Raw genomic sequence first — 22,610 nt, forward strand, 5'->3', positions numbered from 1 at the left:
TTCTCCTGATTGTCGGGGGCGCAACTATAGCAAGGCGATGACTGCATTGCTGCGGGTTTAAACGGCCTCGTGATTAATGACTGTGCAAGGCTCAATCAGTTCGCCGGTATAATCGTCATCCGCACTGGAGAACTCATGAATTCGCTGCCAATTGACCACCTGCTGCCTGCCCTTCGCGATGCCTTGACTGCGCGCAATGAAGTTGTGCTTGAAGCGCCGCCGGGCGCGGGTAAAACCACGCGGGTGCCGTTGGCGCTGCTGGATCAGCCGTGGCTCGCGGGGCAGCAAATCATCATGCTTGAACCGCGCAGATTGGCCGCGCGAACCGCGGCTGAGCGACTGGCCAGCGATTTGGGCGAAAAGGTTGGGGAAACCGTCGGTTATCGGATTCGTCTCGACAGTAAAGTCGGACCCAAAACCCGGATTGAAGTGGTCACCGAAGGTATTCTTGCCCGACGCCTGCAAGATGACCCGGCGCTTGAGGGCGTGGGTTTGGTGATATTCGATGAGTTTCACGAGCGTAGTCTCGACGCCGATCTGGCGCTGGCGTTGACCCTCAATGGCCGGGCGATGTTTCGCTCAGCGGACTCCGGCGAGTCGCCATTAAAAGTGCTGTTGATGTCGGCAACCCTTGAAGGCCCGCGTCTGGCGCAGTTGTTGGATGATGCGCCGGTGCTGACCAGTGAAGGGCGGATGTTCCCGGTGGATAAGGTGTGGGGCAAGCCACATCAGGCGGGCGAGTACATTGAGCCTCGCGTTATCTCAGCTTGCTTGGAGGCGTTGGACGAGCAGCAGGGAAGCATCCTGGTTTTCCTGCCGGGTCAGGCTGAGATTCGACGTGTTCATCAAGGGCTGCATGAAAACCTTGGCGATCGGCAGGATGTATTGCTCTGTCCGTTACATGGTGAACTCGACCTGAATGCCCAGCGTGCGGCTATCAATCCCGCCCCGATCGGAAAGCGCAAGATTGTGCTGGCAACCAACATTGCGGAAACCAGCATCACCATCGACGGCGTGCGCGTTGTCATTGATGCGGGCCTTGAGCGGGTGCCGCGTTTCGACCCGCGCAGCGGTATGACCCGGCTCGATACACAGCGTATTTCCAAAGCCAGTGCGACCCAACGCGCTGGGCGAGCCGGACGACTTGAGCCCGGTGTTTGTTACCGGCTGTGGTCGCAAGCACAGCATGAACAATTGGCGAACTTTTCTGCACCCGAGATGCTCCAGGCTGATCTGGCCGGGCTTGCGCTGCAATTGGCGCGCTGGGGCGTATCGGTTGATGAGTTGGTGTGGCTCGACTTGCCTCCCGCAGCGGCTTACGCTCAAGCTCGCGATTTGCTGCAGCGCCTGAGCGCGCTGGATGAGCGGGGTGTGCTCAGCGCCCATGGCCAGGCGATGGCGGAGTTGCCTACGCATCCGCGCATCGCTCATTTGCTGTTGCGAGGGCAGGCACTTGGCCTGGGAAATCTTGCGTGTGACATCGCCGCACTGCTCGGTGAGAAAGACATTCTTCGTGGTGCCGGCGCCGACCTGCATGATCGCGTTGCAGCAATGGCCAGCGAGTCTTTATCGCGGGCGAGCCGAGGAACGGTTCAACGCGTTCGCCAACTTGCCCGTCAGTTCCGCAGCCATCTGCGGGGGGCTGTATCGTCTCCGGTTACCGATCCCGATCACCCGCGCTGGCTCGCTGCGCTGCTGGCCTTTGCATACCCTGATCGCGTTGCTCGGCAACGGCGCGAGGGCGGTGCCGAGTACCGGCTGACCAACGGTCGCGCCGCACAGTTCGGTGAACCAGATGCGCTTATGAAGGAGCCATGGTTGGTCATCGCCGACCTCGGCAGTCGTCAAGGCCAGCGCGAAGAACGCATTTATCTGGCTGCCGCACTTGATCCTTCGCTATTCGACACGGTGCTTGCAGAGCAGGTCGTCCAGCGCGATGAGTTGGAGTGGGACGAGCGAGAGGGCGTACTCAAGGCTGAGAGGCAGCGGCGTCTGGGCGAGCTGGTGCTGAGCCGCACAAGCTTGCCGGAACTCAATGAAGAGGCCCGCATCAATGCCCTGGCTGGCTTGGTTCGGCGCAAGGGCATTGAGCTGCTTCCTTGGCGTCCCGAACTGCGCCAGTGGCAAGCGCGCATCGCTCTTTTGCGCAAGCTGGATATTGATCAGAAAGGTGCGAGCGAGTGGCCGGATCTAACAGATGCGGCATTGTTGGACTCCCTTGAGCTATGGCTGGCTCCTTACTTGGGCAAGGTGAGTCGTCTCAGTCATTTCGCCAACCTCGACTTAGCGAGCATTCTTCTCGCCCAGCTGCCTTGGCCATTGCCGCAGCGGCTGGATGAGTTGGCACCAAAGACGCTGCCGGTGCCTTCAGGCTCGCGCATACCCATCGACTATTCGGAGCATCCGCCAGTGCTTGCGGTGAGATTGCAGGAGCTGTTTGGGCTGGCTGAAACGCCGCGTATTGCAGGCGGCAGGCAAGGTGTCTTGTTGCACCTTCTATCACCCGCGCGACGTCCGGTGCAGGTGACTCAGGATCTCGCCAGCTTTTGGGCCAACACCTATATCGATGTGAAGAAGGACTTGAAGGGGCGATACCCAAAACACTGGTGGCCGGATGACCCAATGGAAGCTGAGCCAACCGCCAGAGCGAAGCCGCGTAAGAGTTGAGCAGGTGCCTGGCAAACCAGACCGCGACGTTTAACTCGCGTCAGCTGAGTAGCGTGCATTGCTGATAGCTGAACGATTTATCTGCTGGCAGGGTTTGCCGTCGAAAAAGTTAAGAGTATTGGTAAACGCCTCGCCAAAATACTGCTCATAACTATGCTTTTCGACGTAGCCGAGGTGTGGCGAACAGATGATTTTGGGGTGGTTGAGCAATGGGTTACCAAGGCTGACCAGAGGCTCGGTTTCGAACACATCCAAGGCTGCATAGCCGGGACGGCCTTTATCGATGGCAGCCAGTAAAGCGCCGGGTGCAATCAACTCGGCACGGCTGGTATTGACCAGTAGGGAACTGGGCTTCATCAATGCAAGATCAACAGCGCTTATCAGGTGTTTAGTCTGCTCCGATAAACGCAGATGCAGGCTGATAATATCGGCTTGGGTAAAGAACGCTTCACGAGAGTCTGCGGCGCTATGTCCGTCCTGCTCAGCAGCTTGCCTTGATGCCTCGCTTCCCCAAACCAATACTGGCATCTCAAATGCCTGAGCGTATTTTGCCAAGCGCTTGCCGATGCGCCCATAACCCCAAATGCCGAGTGTTTGCCCGCACAGTCGCTCACCGATATTGTTTTGCCAGGTGCCAGCGTTAAAACTGTTTATTGCTGCAACTAGCCGACGGCGAGCGTTAAGTATCAACGCCCAAGTGAGCTCTGCTGGCGCTACGGGTGAACCGCTGCCCTCGGCTACTGCAATCCCCAGTCTATTGCAGGCTGCGATATCAACATGAGCTCCGACCTTACCGGTTTGGCTGATCAGTTTTAGTTTGGGCAATTGCATCAGTAACTCGGCGGTAAGCCGGGTACGCTCGCGCGTCAGAACGATGGCATCGGCATCGCGGAAACGTTCAAGCAGTACCTCGGACGATTGTTGCCAGTCGTGATAGAGGCTAACGCGGTGGCCCGTGAGCAAACTAAAGCAGTCCAGGTCGCGAACCGCATGCGGGTAATCATCAGGAATTACGATGTGCATTGGCTGACTCACAAGGACCCCTTTGAGCTTATATTTACGAGCTGACTGTTGTTAATCGGATCAGTTTGCGTGAGCGCAGGGCTCTGCGTATTGGTAGCACGATCATGATTGCTACTAAGATCCAGGAACCGATGGTTATTGGACTATCCCAGAGGATGCTCAGTTCTCCATTGGATAATGACAATGCCCGGCGCAAATTGTCTTCCATCACACCGCCCAGGATGAAGCCGAGAAGCACCGCCGAGAGCGAATAATCCAGCTTCCGCAAGATGTAGCCACACACGCCGATTCCAATCATCAAATACAGATCGAAACTGGAGGCGTGCACTGCATAGACTCCGATCGAGGTAATGATGGCTATCGCGGGCACCAATGCCCAGGTCGGTACGGCGAGAATGCGCGTGAAAATCCGCACCATGGGGACGTTCATCACCAGCAGCATGACGTTGGCGATAAACAGTGATGCAATCAATCCCCAGACAATTTCTGGCTGATTCTGGAACAGCATTGGCCCTGGCGTTATGTTGTAAAGCGTTAGTGCACCCAGCATGACGGCTGTTGTCCCCGAGCCCGGTACGCCCAGGGTCAGCATAGGTACCATCGAGCCACATGCCGCGCCACTATTGGCTGTTTCTGGTGCGGCCAGGCCGCGGAGGTCACCGTGCCCGAATTTGCTGTCCTTTCCGGCTAGACGCTTTTCAGACATATAAGCCACTGCGCTGGCGAGCGTGGCTCCTGCACCAGGCAATACGCCCAAAACAAAGCCAATGATGCCGCTGCGCAAATTGGTGGCAATGACAAAGCTGCCTTCTTTCAGGTTGAAGAGCATGCGCCCGGTTGCTTTGGCTGCTTTATGCCCATGGTGGGTGCGCTCAAGTAAAACCAGTATTTCACTGACACTGAATAGACCGAGAACCAGCACAATAAATTGGATACCGTCCGCCAAGCCTAAGGTGCCGAAAGTGAAGCGGTAGACACCACTGTTGGCATCAATACCAACGCAGGAAAGGAGCAAACCTATCAGTGCCGCGGTGGCGGTTTTAAGGGGTTTGTTATCGGCCATCCCAGCGAGGCAAGTGATTGCAAAGACCATCAGCACGAAATATTCAGCTGGCCCAAATGCAACTGCCCACCTGGCTAGAAATGGCGCAAACAAGACCACGCCAATGGTTGCGATGGTGCCGCCAATAAACGAACTCCAAGCGGACAGAGAAAGGGCAATGCCGGCTTTGCCTTGTTGGGCAAGCGGGTAGCCATCCAGGGTGGTCATTACTGCAGATGCTTCCCCTGGAATGTTCAACAGAATTGATGATATCCGGCCGCCGTACTCACAACCCAGATACACCGCAGCCAAAAGAATCAGCGCGGTTTCCGGAGGCAAGCCCAAAGCAAATGCAATCGGAATCAGCAGTGCCACACCATTGACCGGGCCCAAACCCGGCAACAGACCGACCACGGTGCCGATCAGGGTTCCACAGAATGCAGTCGCCAGATTGAAAGGGCTAAGTGCAACCCCAAAACCCAGTTCGAGGTAGTGCAAGGTATTTTCCATGGTTTAGCTCCAGACTTGCGCGAATATGCCGAGGGGTAGAGGCACATCAAGGCCGTAGTCAAATAACAGGTAAAGCCCAATAGCGATCAATACACCGCTGATCAATCCATGCAGTTTGCTAGCGCCGTACAAGTAACCAATAGCGATGGCAAATAACATGCTGCTGGCGATGAAACCGAGCACCTCAAACAGCCCCGCGTAAACGGTCATGATGAGGATGCACAGTGCGATTTTTTTGATGACATGACGGTCGAGGCCAGGCTCATCCGACTTTGCATGAGTTGCCGAGGGTTTAAGCACTTGATACAGCGTGCTGACAATCAGCAAAGCAAGCAATAACAGTGGGAATGCGCGTGCGCCGACAGGCTCATATGAAAATGGTGCCTGATATCCCCAAGCCATAATTGCCAGCCCGGCGCAGATCAAAAGGCTGCTGCCTGCAAAAATACGATCTTGCATAATTTTGCTCCCGAACAGGCTGCTTGCCAGCAAGTCTGCTCTGTGGATTGATCTACTCGGCGACGAGGCCAAACTCCCTGCCAAGCTGTCGATAGTTATCAACTTGCTTCTTCACCAGAGCCTGGAGCTCTGGGCCGGTGACCGTTAATGGGATCACGTCGCGGTCGGTCAAGTACTGTTGGAACTCAGCAGAACTGGTGAGCTTGGCAAAGGTGGTTTTCCAGAAGGCCAGTTCTTCACCTTTCACTTCTGGGCCGACGTAATAGCCGCGAATAAGTGGCCACTGAATGTCATAGCCCTGTTCTTTAGCCGTTGGCACGTCAGACAGATCTCCCGGCAGGCGTTCTTCGCTATAGACCGCCAGGGCGCGGATGTGATTACCGCGCTGGGCGCGAATCTCACTGGCACTGCCGGTGACCAGATCAACGTGTTTGCCCATTAACGCCATGTAGTGTTCCGAGCCACCCTCAAACGCGGCGTAGCGCAGTTGCCGTGGATCGACACCTGCCGCTTTGGCCAGCAGTGCGATCTTCGCCCAGCCCTGACCACCGATACTGCCTCCACCGCCTATAGCGACGCTTTTGGGATCTTTTTTCAGTGCTTGAATGACGTCATCAAGGGTTTTGAATGGCGAGTCGTCACGCACCGCCAAGGTGCCGTAATCCGTCCCTACAGTCGTTAGCCACTGCACGGCAGTTTCGTCATAACGGCCATATTTACCCAGTGCAAGGTTAAGCAGTGACGCTCCCGAGAAGGCCACTATGGTGCCTGGTTCATCGCGGCGATTAGCTGCAATGGCGTTATAAGCTACAGCTCCGATACCGCCAGGCATGTAGGTCACTCGCATGGGGGCATCGAGTAATTTTTCATCTTTGAAACCTGCTTGAGCGAGCTTGCAGGTCATGTCGAAGCCACCGCCTGGTTTACTTGGGGCAATACACTCAGGACGGTGTGGTTGGCCAGCGTTTGCTTGCACTGCTGAAATTGTCAGTGCGCAGGCCAAAGGCAGGATTTTTTTCAGTAGAGAGATCTTCATGGTGCTTCCTGTTATTGGATTTATTTGCAGGATGGATGGGTGAATCATCAGGTTATTCAGAGAAAATTGTCAGAGAAAACTGAAGGTGTAATCGAGGTAAAGCCGATGGTCGGTCTGGTCTTCCTTGACACCGTCAAGTCGGCCGGTTTTGTCCGAGTTGTAATCCAGGAATATGTAGCGAAATGCCAAGCCTTTAACGGCTGGGATTTGATAACTCAGATCGAATGCCAATTCGCTTTCATCCGCCTTGCCAAGCGAAGTGTTGGCACTGTTACGCGCATCTGAGCCGCTTTTGTAGCTAACGACAGTCTTTAACCCCTTAGCGAGTTGATCCCATTTGTAACCCGCTTTAAGCATCCAGACTTTCTCGTCACGGTTAGAAAAGTCAGCCAACACGCCAGCGGTGGGAAATGGGTTGGTGCCATGGTCACCGGCGTAGTTGTCTTCAATCCAGGCATCGCTGAATTTCGTGATCGCGCCGCCAAGCTCAATATTTGAAAACACCCAGTCAGCGGCGAGGTAAACGCCTTTGCCATCGTTTTGGCTGCGGGTTTGCCCGACCACGGCGCCTGCTTCGTCTTCATCATCATATTCAGCACTTTCTGCGCCGGTGACGAACAACTTCCCGTCATCCTTGGAGGTGTGCATGGCAGCAGTAAGTTTCAGGTTTGAAGCGTTTGCTAGCTTGAATGTATAGCTGGCAACCACTCCTGTTTTGTTTAGGAATTCCTGTGCTCGCAGGTATTCAATATTCAGATTGAATGGGCCGTTGAGATAGCTGGCACCGTAGTTTTCCAGTGCATTAATTGCACCTTTGGAACTGGTGTCGGTTTGGAACCCAACAAAAGAGCTGTCGGAGCGTGATGACCATTTGTCATACCACGCGCCATACAGGGTGAGCCCATTGAATGGCTTTAGGTCGAAGCTGGCACCCGAGTAGGTATTTGGGATTGCACGGCTGTTTGAGCTGGATAGCAGTAAGCTTTTATGTAGTTGGCGGCCAATTTTTCCAGAGGCAATGCCTTGATACTTCAGCTTCAAAAAGGCTTGGCCAAGCTTGCCGAATGAATCCTCGAAGTCGCCGTCATTATCGACAGATAAAACATCAGAGCTATTGCGTCCCGAAGCCTCCAGCTTGGTCACGCTGTAGCCTGATAAGCCGACACCAACAATATCGGCGAGGTAGGCTGACTCATAATTTAGCTGTAAGCCCAGACCACCTTGATTGCGGTCATTGCTGTCAGACTCATAATCACGATCAAAGTAGATTGCACGGGTTTTTAGTTCGAGTGTTTGCCCGTCTGCAGCCGCTGCAAGTGTGGGCAGTGACAAGCCTGCACTCAAAATGGCGACCGGGCAGAGCATGTAATTATTTTTATGGGTGCACATAAACACGGACTCCGGTATTTCTTTACTCGGGTGGTGTAGTCCACATTCGCTCTTGGCGGCCTGTACCAGGCGGGAAAGCGTCTGTGGTCGGATGCTACTTCTGTTGGTTAGCGTGAAATTGAGGGCACATACACATCGCCGGTAAATAACCGCCGTGCTGTACGTACCAGCGATGCACGCATTGTTTCTGGTCTTTGGTCTTCAGCAGGCTCAAGTGACACCTCAATCTGACCGCCAGCATGTTCCAGGCGAATCAGGGCAGGGCCATCAACCGGGAATATTTCGTGGGCTACGCTGCCCGGTACCGCACAGGCACTTGCCAAGCCAATTGCACCTGTCGCAGCAAGCGAGCGATGGCAGTTGTGTGGCATGAAATAACGCGTGTTAAGTGAGCCGCCGTTTCTGGCAGCAGATAGCAACACCGGCTTCGGGATCACCATGTTGGAAACATCGCCAAGACCCATGGCAAGCCCTGCTTGCAGGCGAATTTTTTCCAGACGGGCCATAAATGCGAGGTCAGCGTCTAGCTCGGTTGGGCTTTCGTAACCGGTTTTACCCAGTTCATGGGCGTGCACCACGACCATTGGCATAGCCATATCGATGCAGGTTGCTGAGACCCCATCAAATACATCTCGCACATTACCTGTAGGTAATAGGCTTCCGGTCTTTGCCCCAGCCGCATTGAGAAAGGTCAGCTTGATTGGCGCTGCACTGCCGGGGACACCGTCGATACAGGTCGCACCGTCGTAGCGGACTTTACCCTTTGGAGTCATGACCTCAGAGTCGACAAATGTATGGGTGTTGAGGTTGCGAATGCGCACCCGGGTTACCGGAGATTTTGCGTTGACTAATCCGTGCTCAATGGCGAAGGGGCCAATGGCGCATAGCATGTTGCCGCAGTTTGGGGCGGTATCGACACGGCGTTGATTAACCAGAACCTGCACAAACAGATAGTCGACATCAGCATCCGGGTGCGGTGAGGTGCTCACGATTGCGACCTTGCTGGTTTGTGCACTACCACCGCCAATGCCATCAATTTCAAGCTCGTGACCAGAACCCATGATTCTGATCAGCAGCTCGTCGCGTTGCGCAGGATCGCTGGGTAGATGGTTCGCCAGAAATACTGGGCCTCTCGATGTCCCACCGCGCATTAAAACGCAAGGAATGGCTTGCATGATGTCTCCGATGCATGAAATATCGTTATTGTTGCGTTGAGTAGATATTGCCAATTTGCTTTCATTTGTAAATTGCATATATTTGATAAATTGTTTTGTTTTACGCATTAATGCGTGTGTTGGAATTTACTCAGCACCTGGGAATTTGCACAAACCGAGTTGCCTTAACGACTTCAAATGTTTTTGGTGCAATAAAATTCTATGATTAATAGGTATTGCGCATGAATTACGAGCTGCAAGACATACGTGCTTTCGTCAAAATTGCTGAGCACGGCAGTTTTCACGAGGCGGCTGATGCGATACATCTGTCGCAACCCGCCTTAACAAGGCGCATGCAGAAGCTGGAAGAGGGGTTAGGTACTCAGTTGCTTGACCGCACGACAAGGCGGGTGAGCCTGACGGCTGTTGGACGTGACTTCCTGCCCAAAGCGCAGCGCTTGCTGGATGATTTTGAGCGCTCGATTCTAGGCATACAGGAGTTAGCGGAGCGTCAATCAGGGCAAGTAACTTTGGCCTGCATCCCCACCGCGGCTTTTTATTTCTTGCCGATTGTTATTCGTGAGTTTAATCAGCAATACCCTAAAGTCCGCATTCGTATTCTCGACCATAGTGCGCATGAGGGGCTGGAAGCTGTGCTGCGTGGCGAGGCAGATTTTGGGATCAGTATGCTCAGCGGCCAGAGTGCCGAAATTGATTTTACGCCGCTGGTTAACGAGCCTTTCGTGTTGGCTTGTAGGCGTGACCATCCTTTGGCAAAACAAGAACAGGTGGCTTGGCGTGAGTTGAGTGATTATCGTCTCATCGGCGTTGGACGTATGAGCGGTAACCGTGTGCTTCTGGATCACGGTCTGGCGAATCTGGATTGGCGCCCTAGCTGGTTTTATGAAGTGCAGCATTTGTCCACTTCGTTGGGCATGGTCGAAGCCGGGCTTGGCGTTTCGGCGCTGCCCAGTTTGGCAATGCCCGCCGAGGATCACCCGATATTGGTTCAGCGCCCGTTAGTTGACCCGGTGATTAGCCGTACGCTTGGGTTGGTACGTAAGCATGGCTCATCGCTCTCGCCTGCGGCTGAGAAATTCATCGACACACTGCTCCGGCATTGGTCAGGCAATGCGTCATTGATTAAGCCACCGAGTGAGTAGCCATTCTCTGTTCTGAATGACTATTTGGCTGCACGCTGTCTGCCCGCGGGATACTACGGGCAGCAGCAGCGCCGCTCGCTCAGTTCATTGTCAGGACAATCTTGCCGATGTGCTCGCCGTTCTCCATGCGCTTATGTGCCTGCGCCACCTCTGTGAATGGGTAAACCTTATCGATGATTGGTGTGCAGCGCCCGGCTGCAAGCGCGGGCCATACCTGTTCGCGTAACTGTTGGGCGATTGCGGCTTTTTCATCGTCAGTGCGAGGGCGCAACAGTGAGCCGGTGACTATTGCACGCTTGCCCAGAATCGCCATCAGATTCGCGTCCTGGGCTTTTGCTCCGCCGAGAAAGCCAATCATGACCAGGCGGCCATCCATCGCCAGAGCGCTGATATTATTGTTGAAGTAAGAGCCGCCCATGATGTCGAGGATGACATCGACGCCTTGGTCAGCGGTCTTTTGCATAATCACTTGAGCAAAGTCCTGCTCGCGGTAATTGATCGGTTCAGCGCCGAGCTTACGAATTGCCGCGCACTTTTCCTCACTGCCTGCAGTGGCGAATGCTTCGATGCCAAACTCGCGGCAGAGCATCAACGCGGTGGTGCCAATACCGCTGGTGCCGCCATGAATCAACACTCGCTGGCCTTTTTTTGCCCCGCCAATGCCAAATACGTTGGCCCAGACAGTGAAGAATGTTTCTGGAATCGCCGCCGCATGCACCCAATCCAACCCATCAGGAATTGGCAGGGTTTGTCCGGCCGGGGCGACGCAGTATTGTGCGTAACCGCCGCCATTGGTTAGCGCGCAGACTTTGTCGCCAACCTTAAAGTCACTGACGCCAGTACCCAGTGCGACCACTTCGCCAGCTACTTCCAAACCGGGGATTGGGCTCATGCCGGGTTTCATTGGGTACTTGCCGGCGCGCTGAATCACGTCGGGGCGATTAATTCCAGCGGCGTGTACATGAATCAGTACTTCCCCTGCGCCTGGCGTTGGCACTGAAGTTTGCCGGGGCTGTAAAACTTCAGGGCCGCCGGGTTCGGTGATCTCGATCTGTGTCATTTGTGTTGGAAGAGTCATGATGCAGTGCCTCCGCAGCAGGGTTGAGTTGCATGTTGTGTGCGACTGGTTAAAGTCATGGCTGGTTCCACAATAAGTACGATGACGATTGCAGCACGGCTGATTATCAAATAATGCGATAGGCTGGCTGGCATTGGTATTTAACGGGGTATCTAACCGTGCTGGGCTCCTGATAGCCACTTTGCTCAAGGCTTTGCGCTAGTATCAGCGAATTGGTTACCCTGCATGAATATGACGCGCTCACCACCCTAACAACTTTGTTGTGATCATTCGTGCTGTAGCCGGACCCACATAACGATTATTGAGGGCGCTCAATGCACCGCAAGGTATTTGCCAGCAAAGTGTTTGATCGCAAAGTCGTGCTGATTACTGGCGGCTGTGCGGGCATTGGCCGTGCGTTAGCCATGCGCGCCGCGCAAGGTGGTGCGCGATTGGTGATTCTTGACTTGCAGCAAGAGTCACTCGACAGCCTTGTCCAGCACCTTGAAGACCATCACAACGTTGAAGCTCTGGGCGTGTGTTGTGATGTCGCCGATGCCCAGGCGGTCGAGCAGGCGGTGGCACTTGCGGTCGAGCGCTTTGGTGGTATCGATGTGCTGGTCAATAACGCCGGTATTACCCATCGCAGCAACTTTGCCGATACCGAGCTTGGGGTGTTTCAACGGGTTATGGCGGTCAACTATTTTGGCGCGGTGCACTGCACCAGAGCTGCGTTACCAAGCCTGATTGCACGTAGCGGTCAGATCATCGTGCTCAGCTCGCTGTCTGGTTTTGCGCCTTTGCTTTACCGCAGTGCCTATAACGCCAGCAAGCATGCCTTGCATGGGTTATTTGAAACACTGCGCTCCGAACTCAAAGGTTCTGGGGTCAATGTGATGCTGGTTTGCCCCGGCTTTACTGCCACCGATCTGCGCAAAAATGCTTTGGTTGGCGATGGCTCCGTTGCACCGCAACCGCCACTGGCGATTGGTAAGGTTGCTTCCGCACAGGACGTTGCCGAGGCCATCTATCAAGGTGCGTTAAAGCGTAAGCGTCTATTGGTCTTATCCAACGTCAATTGGCGTGCGCGGCTGTTGGCTAGGTTCTTCCCACGGTTATTCGAGCGCGTGTTGTTGCCTCGTCTTTCTGGCCTGAAACCCCTGCGGTCGGGGACGCGCTAGTGAGGGCTGCTTTGCTGTTGGTCGTCATGTTGTCGAGCTTTCAGGTGGTGGCGGACTCATTAACCCTTAAAGTGATGACTGATGTCTGGCCGCCGTTTCGCATGCTTGATGCAAACGGCAAACTGCATGGGTTGGATATTGATTTACTGCATGAAATTGAGCAGCGCAGCGGCTACCAATTGATCGTTGAGCGAGCACCTTGGGCGCGTGGACTGGCAGCGTTGAAGTCAGGGCGGGCGGATATGATGGCCGGGCTGGCGAAAACTCCGGCGCGTGAGCAACACATTAATTATTTAGAACCGGCTTATTACGCCTGCGCGCCACGAATTTACGTGGCGCCTGAGGCTGCGCCATTGCTGACCAGTTACCAGCAACTCGCGGGTTTGCGTATCGGCTATGTGCTCGACTCTGCTTACTTCGAGCCTTTTGATAGCGATAAAGCCCTGAAAAAAGTCGCCGTGCCTAGTGAGTCGCAACTGCTGGGAATGTTAGCCCGTGGCCGTATCCAGGCATTCGTCGGCACTAACTGTCAGGTTGACTATGAGTTGCGCGACCCGAAGAAAGCCAAGCACATCGCTAAGGCTGTCTATAAGCCCGATAGTTATATCGGCTTGTATCTGGGTTTTAGTCGTGAGGGCGATCATGCTGCCGCGATAAAGCGCATCAGTGAAGTATTACAGCAACTACGTAAAGACGGCTGGGTCGAGCGGCGCGCAGAACATTATGGGCTGGCGAAATCGAGCCTGCCTGAGTATCGCGCGCGCTTGTCGCCTGTCGCGGATTAACCTTCGGCGGGTTGCTGTTTATGCAGCATGAATATGCGAAACAACACGACGCTGGCAAATAGCTGCAAGAAGTTGTCTGTGCTATTGAGTAGTACCTCAAAAACTCCGCCTGCATCCGTACCTTGAGTGGCTTGCAGCCAGCCGCTAAGCAGCCACAGCGGTACCATCACGATAAGCACACAACCGGCAATTGGCCAGAAATAGCCGCGCGTCATCTCGAAGCTCTCATGCAGTGCCTTGATCGGGGTGAGGCCGCGCAACACCAGCAAGTACTCGGCAAACGCCAATTTGATCATGAACCACAGGCCCGGAATGATGAACAGCGAAGCACCAAGCGCAATGACCAGTGTGCTGATTGCCGTTAGCAGGGCGAAAGCGGGCCACATGTGCAGGCTGGTGGCGATTAAGTTGCGTATCTGTGGCGACTCGTTGCGGCTGCGCGCATCGAGAAACAGAATCAACGCCCCGGTATACAGCGGATAAAACAACAGGCCGAGCATTATTCCATAGACCATCTCGTTTTCAGGCCCAGCGATACTGCTGATCCATAGATGGATAACTGATTCGAGAATGATCAGCGGGAGGCACAGTTTGGCGATGCTCAGCAGGTTAGTACTAAAGAAGAACCAGGAGTCGCGCAGGATCGCAGTGATATTCATTGGGGGCTTGATCACGTATTGATGGGGCAGCAGTTAAACAGGACGTCACTTTAGCCGATCTGGCAGAGGCTCCCCAAGCACGACGTGCTCGCGGCAGCGACTCAACCTGTAACCCTGTATGACTCAAGGCTGGTTTGCCAGCCGTTTACGCAGTTCCGCGCAGCTGACAACCTCGGCGTACTCATCGCGAAGATTAGCCATCGCCATGTTATGGACATCATCGGCGCTGCGCGGATTGCCGGCAAAGTCGGTTTTGTCGAAGGTGTAGCAGGCATCATTGACCACCACAGTCTTGAACCCCAGATTGCTGGCGCTGCGCGCTGTGGCTTCGACCGAGTTCTCGCTGGCCACGCCAACAATCACCACCTGCTCGATGCCGCGCACATGCAGCCAACGCTCAAGCGCTGAGTGACAAAAGGCATCAGTCACATTTTTTTCCAGTACGTACTCATCGGCTAACGGCTCAAGCGCGGGTTGAAACAGGGCTCCGCTCTGGCCCGGCGCAAATACTGAGTCAGCCTGTCTGGAAATATGGCGAATATGCACAAGCGGCCAACCGGCAGCGCGCCAATGTTGCTGCAGCGCTGCGATCTGTTGCTCGGCACCGGGGTTATTACGCGGCAGGCTGACGCGCTGAATACCTTGCTGCATGTCGATGGTCAGCAGAGCGGTGAGTGAGTCAAATTGGGCAACTGCGGGCATGGTTCACCTTTGATCTATAGGCTGTGCCTGGCTGTCAGTAGCAGGCAAACGAAGTGTCGGTTTGCAGGTGGTTTCATCGGTTCAGCGGCCTTTTTACAGCACCACGTCTGTAGGGCTGGCATACTGTTCCTTATCTTGCATGCTGTGCTCGTCAGCCGCCACCCGAGGAAATCCGGTGAAAAAAATCGCCCTATTCGCCGATGTACAAAACCTCTATTACACCGTTCGCCAAGGCTATGGTTGTCACTTTAACTATTCGGCGCTGTGGGAACAGGTCAGTCAGAATGGCGAGATTGTCGAGGCCTACGCCTATGCAATCGACCGTGGTGACCCGAAACAGCAGCAATTCCAGCAGATATTGCGCAACCTTGGCTTCACCGTAAAGCTCAAGCCGTATATCCAGCGTAGCGATGGTTCGGCCAAGGGCGATTGGGATGTGGGTATCACCATCGATATCATGGATGCTGCGCCACGTGTTGATGAGGTTGTGCTGGCCTCGGGCGACGGCGACTTCGCGATCTTGCTGGATAAAATCCGCGCCAGTCATGGTGTTGAGGCGATCGCTTACGGCGTGCCGGAACTTACCGCTCAAGCACTGATGCGCGCTGCCAGCAAATATGTGCCGATTGAAGGCGCTTTACTGCTCAAGTAATTTTTTGCGCCTGGGCTGTGTCGATACCGTGAAACCTTGGCGTGTGTGCCAAGTCATTATGACGCTTGTATATCAGGACTTTTTCCGTGGAACAGATTGCTGTAATCGACTTTGAGACCACCGGCATGTCGCCGGCGCAACAAGCCCGCGCCACTGAAATTGGCGTTGCAATAGTGCAGGACGGGCAGATTGTTACGCGCTATCAAAGTCTGATGAACAGCGGCGCCTGGGTGCCACCGTTTATTCAGCAGCTGACCGGCATTAGCAACGCCATGTTGCGCGATGCCCCGCCAGCCGCACAGGTGATGAACGAGGTCGCGGACTTTGTCGGTGACATTCCACTCATGGCGCACAACGCGGCATTCGACCAAAAGTTTTGGGACGCCGAGCTAGCGCTGGTAAGGCGTAAGCGGGTACAGCCGTTTGCCTGCTCCTTGCTGTTATCACGCCGTCTGTTGCCGCAAGCGCCGAGCCACAAGCTGGGCAACCTCAATCGTTGGGCGCAGCTACCCTCAACCGGCCAAGCTCACCGCGCGTTGGCTGATGCTGAGATGGCGGCGAACCTCACCTGTTTTATGAGCGCCTTGCTGCGCGAGCGCCATGGTATTAGCGAAATCACGCATGAGCTGTTTTGTGCTTTGCAGAAAATTCCTGCGGCCAAGATGGGGCTGGCACTCGAACGCCTGCGTCAGGCTTGAATCTGGCGGCGCAAGAGACTCAGTTGTAGACGCTGCTTGCTGCGGCACCTGAAACCGCGCGCAGCCTGCTAAACTACGCGGCATTATTTTTCGCGTTACTTCATCAGGTTATCCACCATGACTTTTGCCTCGCTCAACTTGATTGAGCCGCTGTTGCGCACCCTTGACGGTCTCGATTACAAAACCCCGACGCCGGTGCAGGCGCAAGCTATACCGCCGATTCTGCAGGGGCGCGATTTGATGGCTGCGGCACAAACCGGCACCGGCAAGACCGCAGGTTTTGCCCTGCCGCTGCTGCAACGCTTGATGATGGAAGGCCCCAGCGTTGCCAGCAATTGCATACGCGCGCTGGTGCTGGTGCCGACTCGCGAACTGGCTGAGCAAGTTCAGCAGAGTTTCCAGACTTACGGTCAGCACCTGCCGCTGCGCAGCTATGCGGTGTACGGCGGCGTTAGCATCAACCCGCAGATGATGAAGCTGCGTAAAGGGCTTGATGTGCTGGTGGCAACGCCCGGGCGTTTGCTCGATTTGTATCGCCAGAACGCGGTTAAGTTTAATCAGTTGCAAGTGCTGGTCCTGGATGAAGCCGACCGTATGCTCGATCTGGGTTTTGCCCGTGAGCTGGATGACCTGTTTAGCGCCTTGCCGAAAAAACGCCAGACGCTGCTGTTCTCGGCGACATTTTCCGATGCGATTCGCAGCATGGCTGGTGAGATGTTGCGCGACCCGCTGAGCATTGAAGTCAGCCCGCGTAATGCGGCGGCCAAGTCGGTGAAGCAGTGGCTGGTCACTGTGGATAAAAAGCGCAAGGCCGAGCTGTTCTTGCACCTGTATCAAAGTAAAAAGTGGCAGCAAGTGTTGGTGTTCGTGAAAACCCGTAAAGGGGTCGATGAGCTCGAAGCCGAATTACAACGCAATGGCATTAGCGCTGATGCGATTCACGGTGACAAACCACAGCCCACTCGTTTGCGCGCACTGCAGCGTTTCAAGCAGGGTGAAGTCAAAGTATTGGTCGCGACCGATGTAGCGGCGCGCGGCTTGGATATCGACGACATGCCATTGGTGGTCAACTTTGACTTGCCGATTGTGGCCGAAGACTACGTACACCGCATCGGTCGTACCGGTCGTGCCGGAGCGACGGGGCAAGCGGTTTCATTGGTCTGCGCCGATGAAGTGCAACTGCTGGCGGCAATCGAAAGCATGACCCAGCAAATTTTGCCGCGCGTAGATGAACCAGACTTTATTCCCGACCATCGTGTGCCGCAGACTGTTGCGGGTGGTGCGGTGATTAAAAAACCAAAGAAAGCCAAGAAACCGAAAGTGCTTGGTGGCAATAAGGCCGGTAGCTTGGGGCGCTGGCTTGAAAGCGATGAACCTGCTGAGCCGCCAATCAAAGCGATCCGCAAAGTGCCAAGCTTCGGCGGTAAGCCGGTCAAGCGCGGCAAATAAACCCTTAGCGAGCAAGGTATTGATGTCCTTGGGCGACACGCTTCGCGTTTTGCCCTTACTCAATACCTGCTATCCGCCACTTTCGGCTTGAAGCACACCGACCGACCAGGAACCACATAATGAGCCAGGACAAAGCCAAATTCTCTACTCAGGTGATCCACGCCGGTGACCAGTCGAGCTATGCCGATAATGCTATTTTCCCGGCGATTGTTACCGCCAGCTCATTTGTTCAGCGAGGCCTTGATGAGCCCAGCGAGTACGCTTACAGCCGGGTCAGCAACCCCACACGTCATGCTTATGAGACCTGCATCGCCCAGCTTGAGGGCGGCTGTGGCGCCGTGGCGTGCGCCTCCGGCATGGCCGCGACGTCTACTGTGTTCGAGTTGCTGGAAAAAGATGCCCACGTCATCGTTATGGCAGGCGTTTATGGCGGCACCTTTCGCTTGCTTAACGATTACCGCAGCAGAACCTCTGGCTTGACCGTCAGCTATGTCGACCTCAACGATCTTGAAGCGCTGGCTGCCAGCAGCACCGAGAAGACTCAACTGATCTGGATCGAAACCCCAACCAACCCAATTCTGCAGCTGGTCGATATTGCCCCGGTGGCCGCGTTCGCCCGTGAGCACGGGATTCTTACCTGCGTCGACAACACCTTTTGCTCGCCCTGGAATCAGCGACCAATTGAGTCTGGGGTTGATCTGGTCATGCACTCGGCGAGCAAATACATTGGTGGCCATTCCGACCTGATTGGCGGTGTGGTGGTGGCGGCCAACGAGGACCTGTTCAAGCGCCTGCGCAACATCAGCATGGCGATTGGTGCAGTGCAGGGGCCGTTTGATTGCTACTTGGCCTTGCGGGGCTTGAAGACGCTGGATGTGCGCATGGAACGCCAATGCAGCAATGCGCTGAACGTCGCGCAGTTTCTCAGCCAGCACCCGCAGGTTGAGGCGGTGTTTTATCCAGGGCTGCCGAGCCATCCGCAATACGCCCTTGGCCAACGGCAAATGCGCAGCGGCGGCGCGGTGGTGTCATTGCGTTTGAAGGCCGATCGCGCAGGCACCGCACGGTTTATCGAGCAACTGTCGATCTTCGTCCTGGCGGATTCGCTGGGCGGGGTTGAAAGCATGATCAATCATTCCTACAGCATGTCGCATTGCTCGCTGAGCCATGAGCAAAAAGCGGCGTTTGGGATTACCGAGAACCTGCTGCGACTGTCGATCGGTATCGAGCATGCCGATGATCTAGTTGCAGATCTGCAGCGAGGTTTTGCTGCGGTTTTACCCGAGAAGGCAGAACTATAAATGACGGATTACGGTATCTGGTCAATCATGCCGCCGCTGCTGACGATTTTTTTAGCAGTGTTCACTCGCCAAGTAATCCTGTCGCTGGTTGCCGGTGTTGTTGCCGGTTTTCTGGTGCTCTCGGATTTCCACATAGGCCCAGCATTGGTAGGTTCCGCGCAGGGTCTGGTTGATGTATTCAAATCTGATGGTGCGGTTAAGACCTTGCTGTTTGGCTTGATGGTCGGCGCGATTATCCACTTGGCCCGCATCACCGGCGGCATGGCCAGCCTGGTCAAGTTGCTGACTGATCGCGAGCGTGTGGTGAAAGGCCCAATCAGCACGCAACTGCTGGGTATGGCCATCGCGACCTTGATCTTCATCGAGAGCAATTTGTCGCTGCTGACCGCAGGTACTGTGACCAGCGGCTTGGCCAGCAAGTACCGGGTTTCGCGTGAGCAAATGGCTTATGTGATCCAAGGCACGGGGCTTAGCGTGTGGTCGTCGATTCTGTTCAACGGCTGGGGCGCGGCAATGATGGGTGTCATCGCATTGCAGGTAGGCAAGGGCTTTGTCAGTGGCGAGCCGTTTAGCATCCTCGCCAATTCGATGCTTTACAACGTCTACGCCTGGGCGTCGATTGGCTTTGTCCTGCTGAGCATCTTCAGCCGTTTCTCATTTGCCGGTATGCGCCGGGCAAACGAGCGGGCGGCGCAAGGTATTGAGTTGCGTGAAGGCGCGATTCCGTTGATGGCTGAGTTTGATGAAGAGTCGGTGCGTGAACCGAGCACGCACAGCGTGTGGAATCTGCTGCTGCCGCTGTTGGCGATGATTATCAGCGTGCCCATTGGTTTGTATATCACCGGTGATGGACAGCTGAGCAAGGGTTCTGGCTCGACGGCCGTGCTTTGGGGCGTGCTCAGCGGTCAACTCGTCGGCGCGGTGCAGTACTTGCTGATCAAGCGGATTTTCACCCTTGATGAGTACTTTCGTGAGCTGCTGGCGGGGTATCAGTCAATGATCCCGCTGACGGTGGTGATGACCTTGGCATTTATGATCGGCAATATCAGTGGCGACCTCAACGTCGGTGGTTATCTGGCGCATCACATTAATGACTACGTGCCAGCCGGTTTGTCTGCCGCCTTCGTGTTTGTTGTGGCATGCGGTATTTCGCTGTCGACCGGCACATCCTGGGGCACCTTCGCGATCATGATTCCGATTGGAATCCAGATTGCTGCGGCGACTGGCGTTGACCCTTATCCACTGATTGGCGCGGCGATTTCAGGGTCTATCTTTGGTGACTCGATTTCACCGATCAGCGACACCGGTATCGTCACCTCGATGGCCACGCGTAACGATCACATCGACCACATCAATACCCAACTGCCTTATGGCTTAGCGGCCGGTGCGGTGGCGCTGTTGTTCTTTATTGGTGTCGGCCTTCTATAACGGGCTGTGCAGCCAGTCGAGCATACCCAAGCCTGCTTGTCGGCCAGTGGCGAAGCAGGCGGTGAGCAGGTAGCCGCCGGTTGGCGCTTCCCAGTCGAGCATCTCACCCGCGCAGAATATGCCGGGCAGTTGGTTGAGCATCAACTGTTGATTAAGCTCGGCAAACGGTACGCCGCCAGCGGTGCTGATGGCTTCATCCAACGGTCGGGGTTGAACCAAGGTAATCGGCAAGGCTTTAATTGCCTGGGCCAGACGCGCCGGGTTCTGGAATACCTCGGCAGCAGTCAGCTCACGCAGCAGACCTGCTTTAACCCCGTCTATATTGACCTGCCGATGCAGGTGCTTGGCCATTGAGTGTGAACCTCGTGGCTTGCTCAGGGTTTTTTCCAAGGTATTGATAGTGCTGTGCGGCAGTAGGTCGAGGTAAACCGTGGCGCTGCCGTGCTGGTTGATCTGCTGGCGAATTTTTGCTGAAAGCGCATACACCAAGCTGCCTTCGATGCCCTTGGCCGTCAGTACAAACTCCCCTTGGCGTGGTGTTTCATCCGCTAAGTTCAGGCTGATGTTTTTCAGCGGTGAACCGGCAAATTTGTCCTGTAGAAACGGGCTCCAGCCGGCCACCTCAAAACCACAGTTGCTCGGTTGCAAGGGGCTGATTTCAACGCCGCGGTTTTGCAGCAGCTCAACCCAGGCCCCATCAGAACCCAAGCGCGACCAACTGGCGCCACCAAGTGCCAGCAACGTTGCGTCAGGCGCAAATTGAAACTCGCCCTCTGTGTTCTTCATGCGTAGCTGGCCATCCTCGGTCCAGCCAAGCCAACGGTGGCGAGTGTGGATGCTGACATTGTGCTCACGCAGGCGTTTGAGCCAAGCGCGCAGCAGCGGCGCGGCTTTCATATCAGTCGGGAATACCCGGCCCGAGGTGCCGACAAAGGTCTCGATACCCAGGTCGTGAATCCAACTGCGCAATGCATCGGCATCAAATGTTGTGAGTAACTGACCGATTTCCCCGCTGCGTTCAGCGTAGCGCTGGATAAACGCAGGTTTGGCTTCCGAATGTGTGATGTTCATGCCGCCGACACCCGCCAGCAGGAACTTGCGTCCCACTGAAGGCATGGCATCAAACAGGTCAACTCTGACCCCAGCCATCCCCAGAACTTCAGCCGCCATCAAGCCAGCCGGACCTCCACCAATAATGGCGACGTGTCGGGCAGGGTCAGTGGAATTCGGCGTCATCAGGGCTTTGCTCGGTCATGTCAGCGAGGGTAATGGCCGGCATTCTACACCAGCGAATTACATGCGCTCAGCCCAAACACGTGTGGCGCTGTGATGCAGGATGCCGTGACGCGCCGCGAGCGCCTTGCGGTCTTTGTCGTAGCCACCACCAATGACGCCCATCACCGGAATGTCGCGGCCAACGCAGTGGCGCAATACCGCTTCATCACGCGCAGCGACGCCTTGATCGGTGAGTTTTAGATAGCCCAATGCATCATCTTTATGCACATCGACCCCGGCGTCGTACAGCACAATGTCGGGCTGATACAGCGGCAACAAGTAATTCAGGGCGTCATCGACCACTTGCAGGTAGTCACTGTCGCCCATGCCCATCGGCAATGGAATGTCCCAGTCGCTTTGGGCTTTGCGTGCCGGAAAATTTTTTTCACAGTGCAGCGATACGGTGATTGCTTCTGGCGTATCGGCTAGCAAACGTGCGGTGCCGTCGCCCTGGTGTACGTCGCAATCAAAGATCAATACACGTTGTACTTTGCCCGCTTCGAGCAGGTAATGGCTGATCACCGCGAGGTCATTGAAGATGCAAAAACCAGCCGGGTGATCATAGTGCGCATGGTGCGTGCCGCCAGCCAGGTGGCAAGCCATGCCATGCTTGAGCGCCAGTTCAGCGGTTAGAATCGAGCCGCCAACGGCGCGGACCGTGCGCTGCGCCAGTGCTGCACTCCAAGGTAAACCGAGTCGGCGTTGGTCGGCATGGGGCAACTCACCGCTCATGTAGCGCTCGATGTAATCTGGGCAATGGGCTAATGCCAAAACCTCATTGGGGCAGAGTTCTGGGCGCTGCAATTCACTGTCGCTCACCACGCCGCTGTCGATCAGGTGCTGATGCAGCAGCCGGAATTTTTCCATGGGGAAGCGGTGCTCCACAGGAAACTCCGGGCTGTAGTCGGGGTGATAGACCAGCGGTAGGCGCATACAATGACTTCTATAAGAGGTTTTCAGCGATCCAAGAGTATGGCGCT

General features: G+C 55.3%; 20 protein-coding genes. 9 read left to right on the plus strand and 11 right to left on the minus strand.

What is annotated here, in order from left to right:
* Window positions 1-135 precede the first annotated feature (135 nt).
* Window positions 136-2,667, plus strand: coding sequence for an ATP-dependent helicase HrpB (gene hrpB, locus B9K09_RS04190; protein WP_087515646.1), 2,532 nt, complete (start codon window positions 136-138; stop codon window positions 2,665-2,667).
* 30 nt (window positions 2,668-2,697) lie between these two features.
* On the opposite strand, the gene B9K09_RS04195 is transcribed toward hrpB, so the two are convergent.
* The 6 genes from B9K09_RS04195 to B9K09_RS04220 form a co-directional block, all read right to left on the minus strand.
* Complete coding sequence (locus B9K09_RS04195) at window positions 2,698-3,690, minus strand: D-2-hydroxyacid dehydrogenase family protein (RefSeq protein WP_087515647.1); 993 nt, start codon at window positions 3,688-3,690, stop codon at window positions 2,698-2,700.
* A 34-nt stretch (window positions 3,691-3,724) separates the two neighbouring features.
* Window positions 3,725-5,242, minus strand: coding sequence for a tripartite tricarboxylate transporter permease (locus tag B9K09_RS04200; RefSeq protein WP_087515648.1), 1,518 nt, complete (start codon window positions 5,240-5,242; stop codon window positions 3,725-3,727).
* A 3-nt stretch (window positions 5,243-5,245) separates the two neighbouring features.
* Window positions 5,246-5,701 (minus strand): tripartite tricarboxylate transporter TctB family protein, encoded by a 456-nt coding sequence (locus B9K09_RS04205; RefSeq protein WP_087518974.1) that lies wholly within the window; start codon window positions 5,699-5,701, stop codon window positions 5,246-5,248.
* Window positions 5,702-5,753: 52 nt separating this feature from the next.
* Window positions 5,754-6,737: a tripartite tricarboxylate transporter substrate binding protein gene (locus B9K09_RS04210; protein WP_087515649.1), complete on the minus strand. Its 984-nt coding sequence runs from the start codon at window positions 6,735-6,737 to the stop codon at window positions 5,754-5,756.
* Window positions 6,738-6,806: 69 nt separating this feature from the next.
* Window positions 6,807-8,126: an OprD family outer membrane porin gene (locus tag B9K09_RS04215; protein WP_087515650.1), complete on the minus strand. Its 1,320-nt coding sequence runs from the start codon at window positions 8,124-8,126 to the stop codon at window positions 6,807-6,809.
* A gap of 107 nt (window positions 8,127-8,233) precedes the next feature.
* Complete coding sequence (locus B9K09_RS04220) at window positions 8,234-9,301, minus strand: 4-oxalomesaconate tautomerase (protein ID WP_087515651.1); 1,068 nt, start codon at window positions 9,299-9,301, stop codon at window positions 8,234-8,236.
* A 221-nt stretch (window positions 9,302-9,522) separates the two neighbouring features.
* Between B9K09_RS04220 and B9K09_RS04225 the strand changes: the two genes are divergently transcribed.
* Window positions 9,523-10,443, plus strand: a complete 921-nt coding sequence (locus B9K09_RS04225; protein WP_087515652.1) for a LysR family transcriptional regulator — start codon at window positions 9,523-9,525, stop codon at window positions 10,441-10,443.
* Between the two features lie 79 nt (window positions 10,444-10,522).
* Here B9K09_RS04225 and B9K09_RS04230 read toward each other — a convergent pair whose 3' ends face one another.
* Window positions 10,523-11,521, minus strand: a complete 999-nt coding sequence (locus B9K09_RS04230; RefSeq protein ID WP_087515653.1) for an NAD(P)H-quinone oxidoreductase — start codon at window positions 11,519-11,521, stop codon at window positions 10,523-10,525.
* Window positions 11,522-11,835: 314 nt separating this feature from the next.
* On the opposite strand from B9K09_RS04230, the gene B9K09_RS04235 reads away from it, so the two are divergent.
* Together B9K09_RS04235 and B9K09_RS04240 are read left to right on the plus strand one after the other, a co-directional pair.
* Window positions 11,836-12,681 carry an SDR family oxidoreductase gene (locus B9K09_RS04235; protein ID WP_087515654.1) on the plus strand — a complete coding sequence of 282 codons (846 nt, stop codon included), beginning with the start codon at window positions 11,836-11,838 and terminating at the stop codon, window positions 12,679-12,681.
* Complete coding sequence (locus B9K09_RS04240) at window positions 12,681-13,466, plus strand: ABC transporter substrate-binding protein (protein ID WP_087515655.1); 786 nt, start codon at window positions 12,681-12,683, stop codon at window positions 13,464-13,466. The genes B9K09_RS04235 and B9K09_RS04240 overlap by 1 nt, the downstream gene beginning before the upstream one ends.
* On the opposite strand, the gene B9K09_RS04245 is transcribed toward B9K09_RS04240, so the two are convergent.
* A complete protein-coding gene (locus tag B9K09_RS04245) occupies window positions 13,463-14,125 on the minus strand; it encodes a YciC family protein (protein WP_087515656.1) in 663 nt (220 codons plus the stop codon). The genes B9K09_RS04240 and B9K09_RS04245 overlap by 4 nt on opposite strands.
* A gap of 123 nt (window positions 14,126-14,248) precedes the next feature.
* A complete protein-coding gene (locus tag B9K09_RS04250) occupies window positions 14,249-14,827 on the minus strand; it encodes a cysteine hydrolase family protein (RefSeq protein WP_087515657.1) in 579 nt (192 codons plus the stop codon).
* A 139-nt stretch (window positions 14,828-14,966) separates the two neighbouring features.
* On the opposite strand from B9K09_RS04250, the gene B9K09_RS04255 reads away from it, so the two are divergent.
* The 5 genes from B9K09_RS04255 (at window position 14,967) to B9K09_RS04275 (ending at window position 20,355) form a co-directional block, all read left to right on the plus strand.
* Complete coding sequence (locus B9K09_RS04255) at window positions 14,967-15,479, plus strand: NYN domain-containing protein (RefSeq protein WP_177408634.1); 513 nt, start codon at window positions 14,967-14,969, stop codon at window positions 15,477-15,479.
* An 86-nt stretch (window positions 15,480-15,565) separates the two neighbouring features.
* Window positions 15,566-16,177 carry a PolC-type DNA polymerase III gene (locus B9K09_RS04260; protein WP_087515659.1) on the plus strand — a complete coding sequence of 204 codons (612 nt, stop codon included), beginning with the start codon at window positions 15,566-15,568 and terminating at the stop codon, window positions 16,175-16,177.
* Window positions 16,178-16,294: 117 nt separating this feature from the next.
* A complete protein-coding gene (locus tag B9K09_RS04265) occupies window positions 16,295-17,626 on the plus strand; it encodes a DEAD/DEAH box helicase (RefSeq protein WP_087515660.1) in 1,332 nt (443 codons plus the stop codon).
* A 119-nt stretch (window positions 17,627-17,745) separates the two neighbouring features.
* On the plus strand, window positions 17,746-18,927 hold the full coding sequence (locus B9K09_RS04270; RefSeq protein WP_087515661.1) for a PLP-dependent aspartate aminotransferase family protein: 1,182 nt from the start codon (window positions 17,746-17,748) through the stop codon (window positions 18,925-18,927).
* The gene (locus B9K09_RS04275; protein ID WP_087515662.1) at window positions 18,928-20,355 is read left to right on the plus strand and encodes a Na+/H+ antiporter NhaC family protein; all 1,428 of its coding nucleotides are present in this window, start codon (window positions 18,928-18,930) and stop codon (window positions 20,353-20,355) included.
* On the opposite strand, the gene B9K09_RS04280 is transcribed toward B9K09_RS04275, so the two are convergent.
* Together B9K09_RS04280 and B9K09_RS04285 are read right to left on the minus strand one after the other, a co-directional pair.
* Window positions 20,350-21,591: a TIGR03862 family flavoprotein gene (locus tag B9K09_RS04280; protein ID WP_087515663.1), complete on the minus strand. Its 1,242-nt coding sequence runs from the start codon at window positions 21,589-21,591 to the stop codon at window positions 20,350-20,352. The genes B9K09_RS04275 and B9K09_RS04280 overlap by 6 nt on opposite strands.
* Before the next feature lie 57 nt (window positions 21,592-21,648).
* A complete protein-coding gene (locus B9K09_RS04285) occupies window positions 21,649-22,563 on the minus strand; it encodes a histone deacetylase (protein WP_087515664.1) in 915 nt (304 codons plus the stop codon).
* Window positions 22,564-22,610: the final 47 nt, after the last annotated feature.

The sequence above is a fragment of the Pseudomonas sp. M30-35 genome (genome assembly GCF_002163625.1).
Taxonomy (GTDB): domain Bacteria; phylum Pseudomonadota; class Gammaproteobacteria; order Pseudomonadales; family Pseudomonadaceae; genus Aquipseudomonas.

Excerpts from the sequence above, each read along its gene's own strand:
- B9K09_RS04210 (WP_087515649.1), bottom strand. The coding sequence starts at position 6,737 with ATGAAGATCTCTCTACTGAAAAAAATCCTGCCTTTGGCCTGCGCACTG.
- B9K09_RS04200 (WP_087515648.1), bottom strand. The coding sequence starts at position 5,242 with ATGGAAAATACCTTGCACTACCTCGAACTGGGTTTTGGGGTTGCACTT.
- B9K09_RS04215 (WP_087515650.1), bottom strand. The coding sequence starts at position 8,126 with ATGTGCACCCATAAAAATAATTACATGCTCTGCCCGGTCGCCATTTTG.
- B9K09_RS04235 (WP_087515654.1), top strand. The coding sequence starts at position 11,836 with ATGCACCGCAAGGTATTTGCCAGCAAAGTGTTTGATCGCAAAGTCGTG.
- B9K09_RS04245 (WP_087515656.1), bottom strand. The coding sequence starts at position 14,125 with ATGAATATCACTGCGATCCTGCGCGACTCCTGGTTCTTCTTTAGTACT.
- B9K09_RS04265 (WP_087515660.1), top strand. The coding sequence starts at position 16,295 with ATGACTTTTGCCTCGCTCAACTTGATTGAGCCGCTGTTGCGCACCCTT.
- B9K09_RS04225 (WP_087515652.1), top strand. The coding sequence starts at position 9,523 with ATGAATTACGAGCTGCAAGACATACGTGCTTTCGTCAAAATTGCTGAG.
- B9K09_RS04250 (WP_087515657.1), bottom strand. The coding sequence starts at position 14,827 with ATGCCCGCAGTTGCCCAATTTGACTCACTCACCGCTCTGCTGACCATC.
- hrpB (WP_087515646.1), top strand. The coding sequence starts at position 136 with ATGAATTCGCTGCCAATTGACCACCTGCTGCCTGCCCTTCGCGATGCC.
- B9K09_RS04270 (WP_087515661.1), top strand. The coding sequence starts at position 17,746 with ATGAGCCAGGACAAAGCCAAATTCTCTACTCAGGTGATCCACGCCGGT.
- B9K09_RS04220 (WP_087515651.1), bottom strand. The coding sequence starts at position 9,301 with ATGCAAGCCATTCCTTGCGTTTTAATGCGCGGTGGGACATCGAGAGGC.
- B9K09_RS04280 (WP_087515663.1), bottom strand. The coding sequence starts at position 21,591 with ATGACGCCGAATTCCACTGACCCTGCCCGACACGTCGCCATTATTGGT.
- B9K09_RS04285 (WP_087515664.1), bottom strand. The coding sequence starts at position 22,563 with ATGCGCCTACCGCTGGTCTATCACCCCGACTACAGCCCGGAGTTTCCT.
- B9K09_RS04275 (WP_087515662.1), top strand. The coding sequence starts at position 18,928 with ATGACGGATTACGGTATCTGGTCAATCATGCCGCCGCTGCTGACGATT.
- B9K09_RS04255 (WP_177408634.1), top strand. The coding sequence starts at position 14,967 with ATGCTGTGCTCGTCAGCCGCCACCCGAGGAAATCCGGTGAAAAAAATC.
- B9K09_RS04195 (WP_087515647.1), bottom strand. The coding sequence starts at position 3,690 with ATGCACATCGTAATTCCTGATGATTACCCGCATGCGGTTCGCGACCTG.
- B9K09_RS04230 (WP_087515653.1), bottom strand. The coding sequence starts at position 11,521 with ATGACTCTTCCAACACAAATGACACAGATCGAGATCACCGAACCCGGC.
- B9K09_RS04205 (WP_087518974.1), bottom strand. The coding sequence starts at position 5,701 with ATGCAAGATCGTATTTTTGCAGGCAGCAGCCTTTTGATCTGCGCCGGG.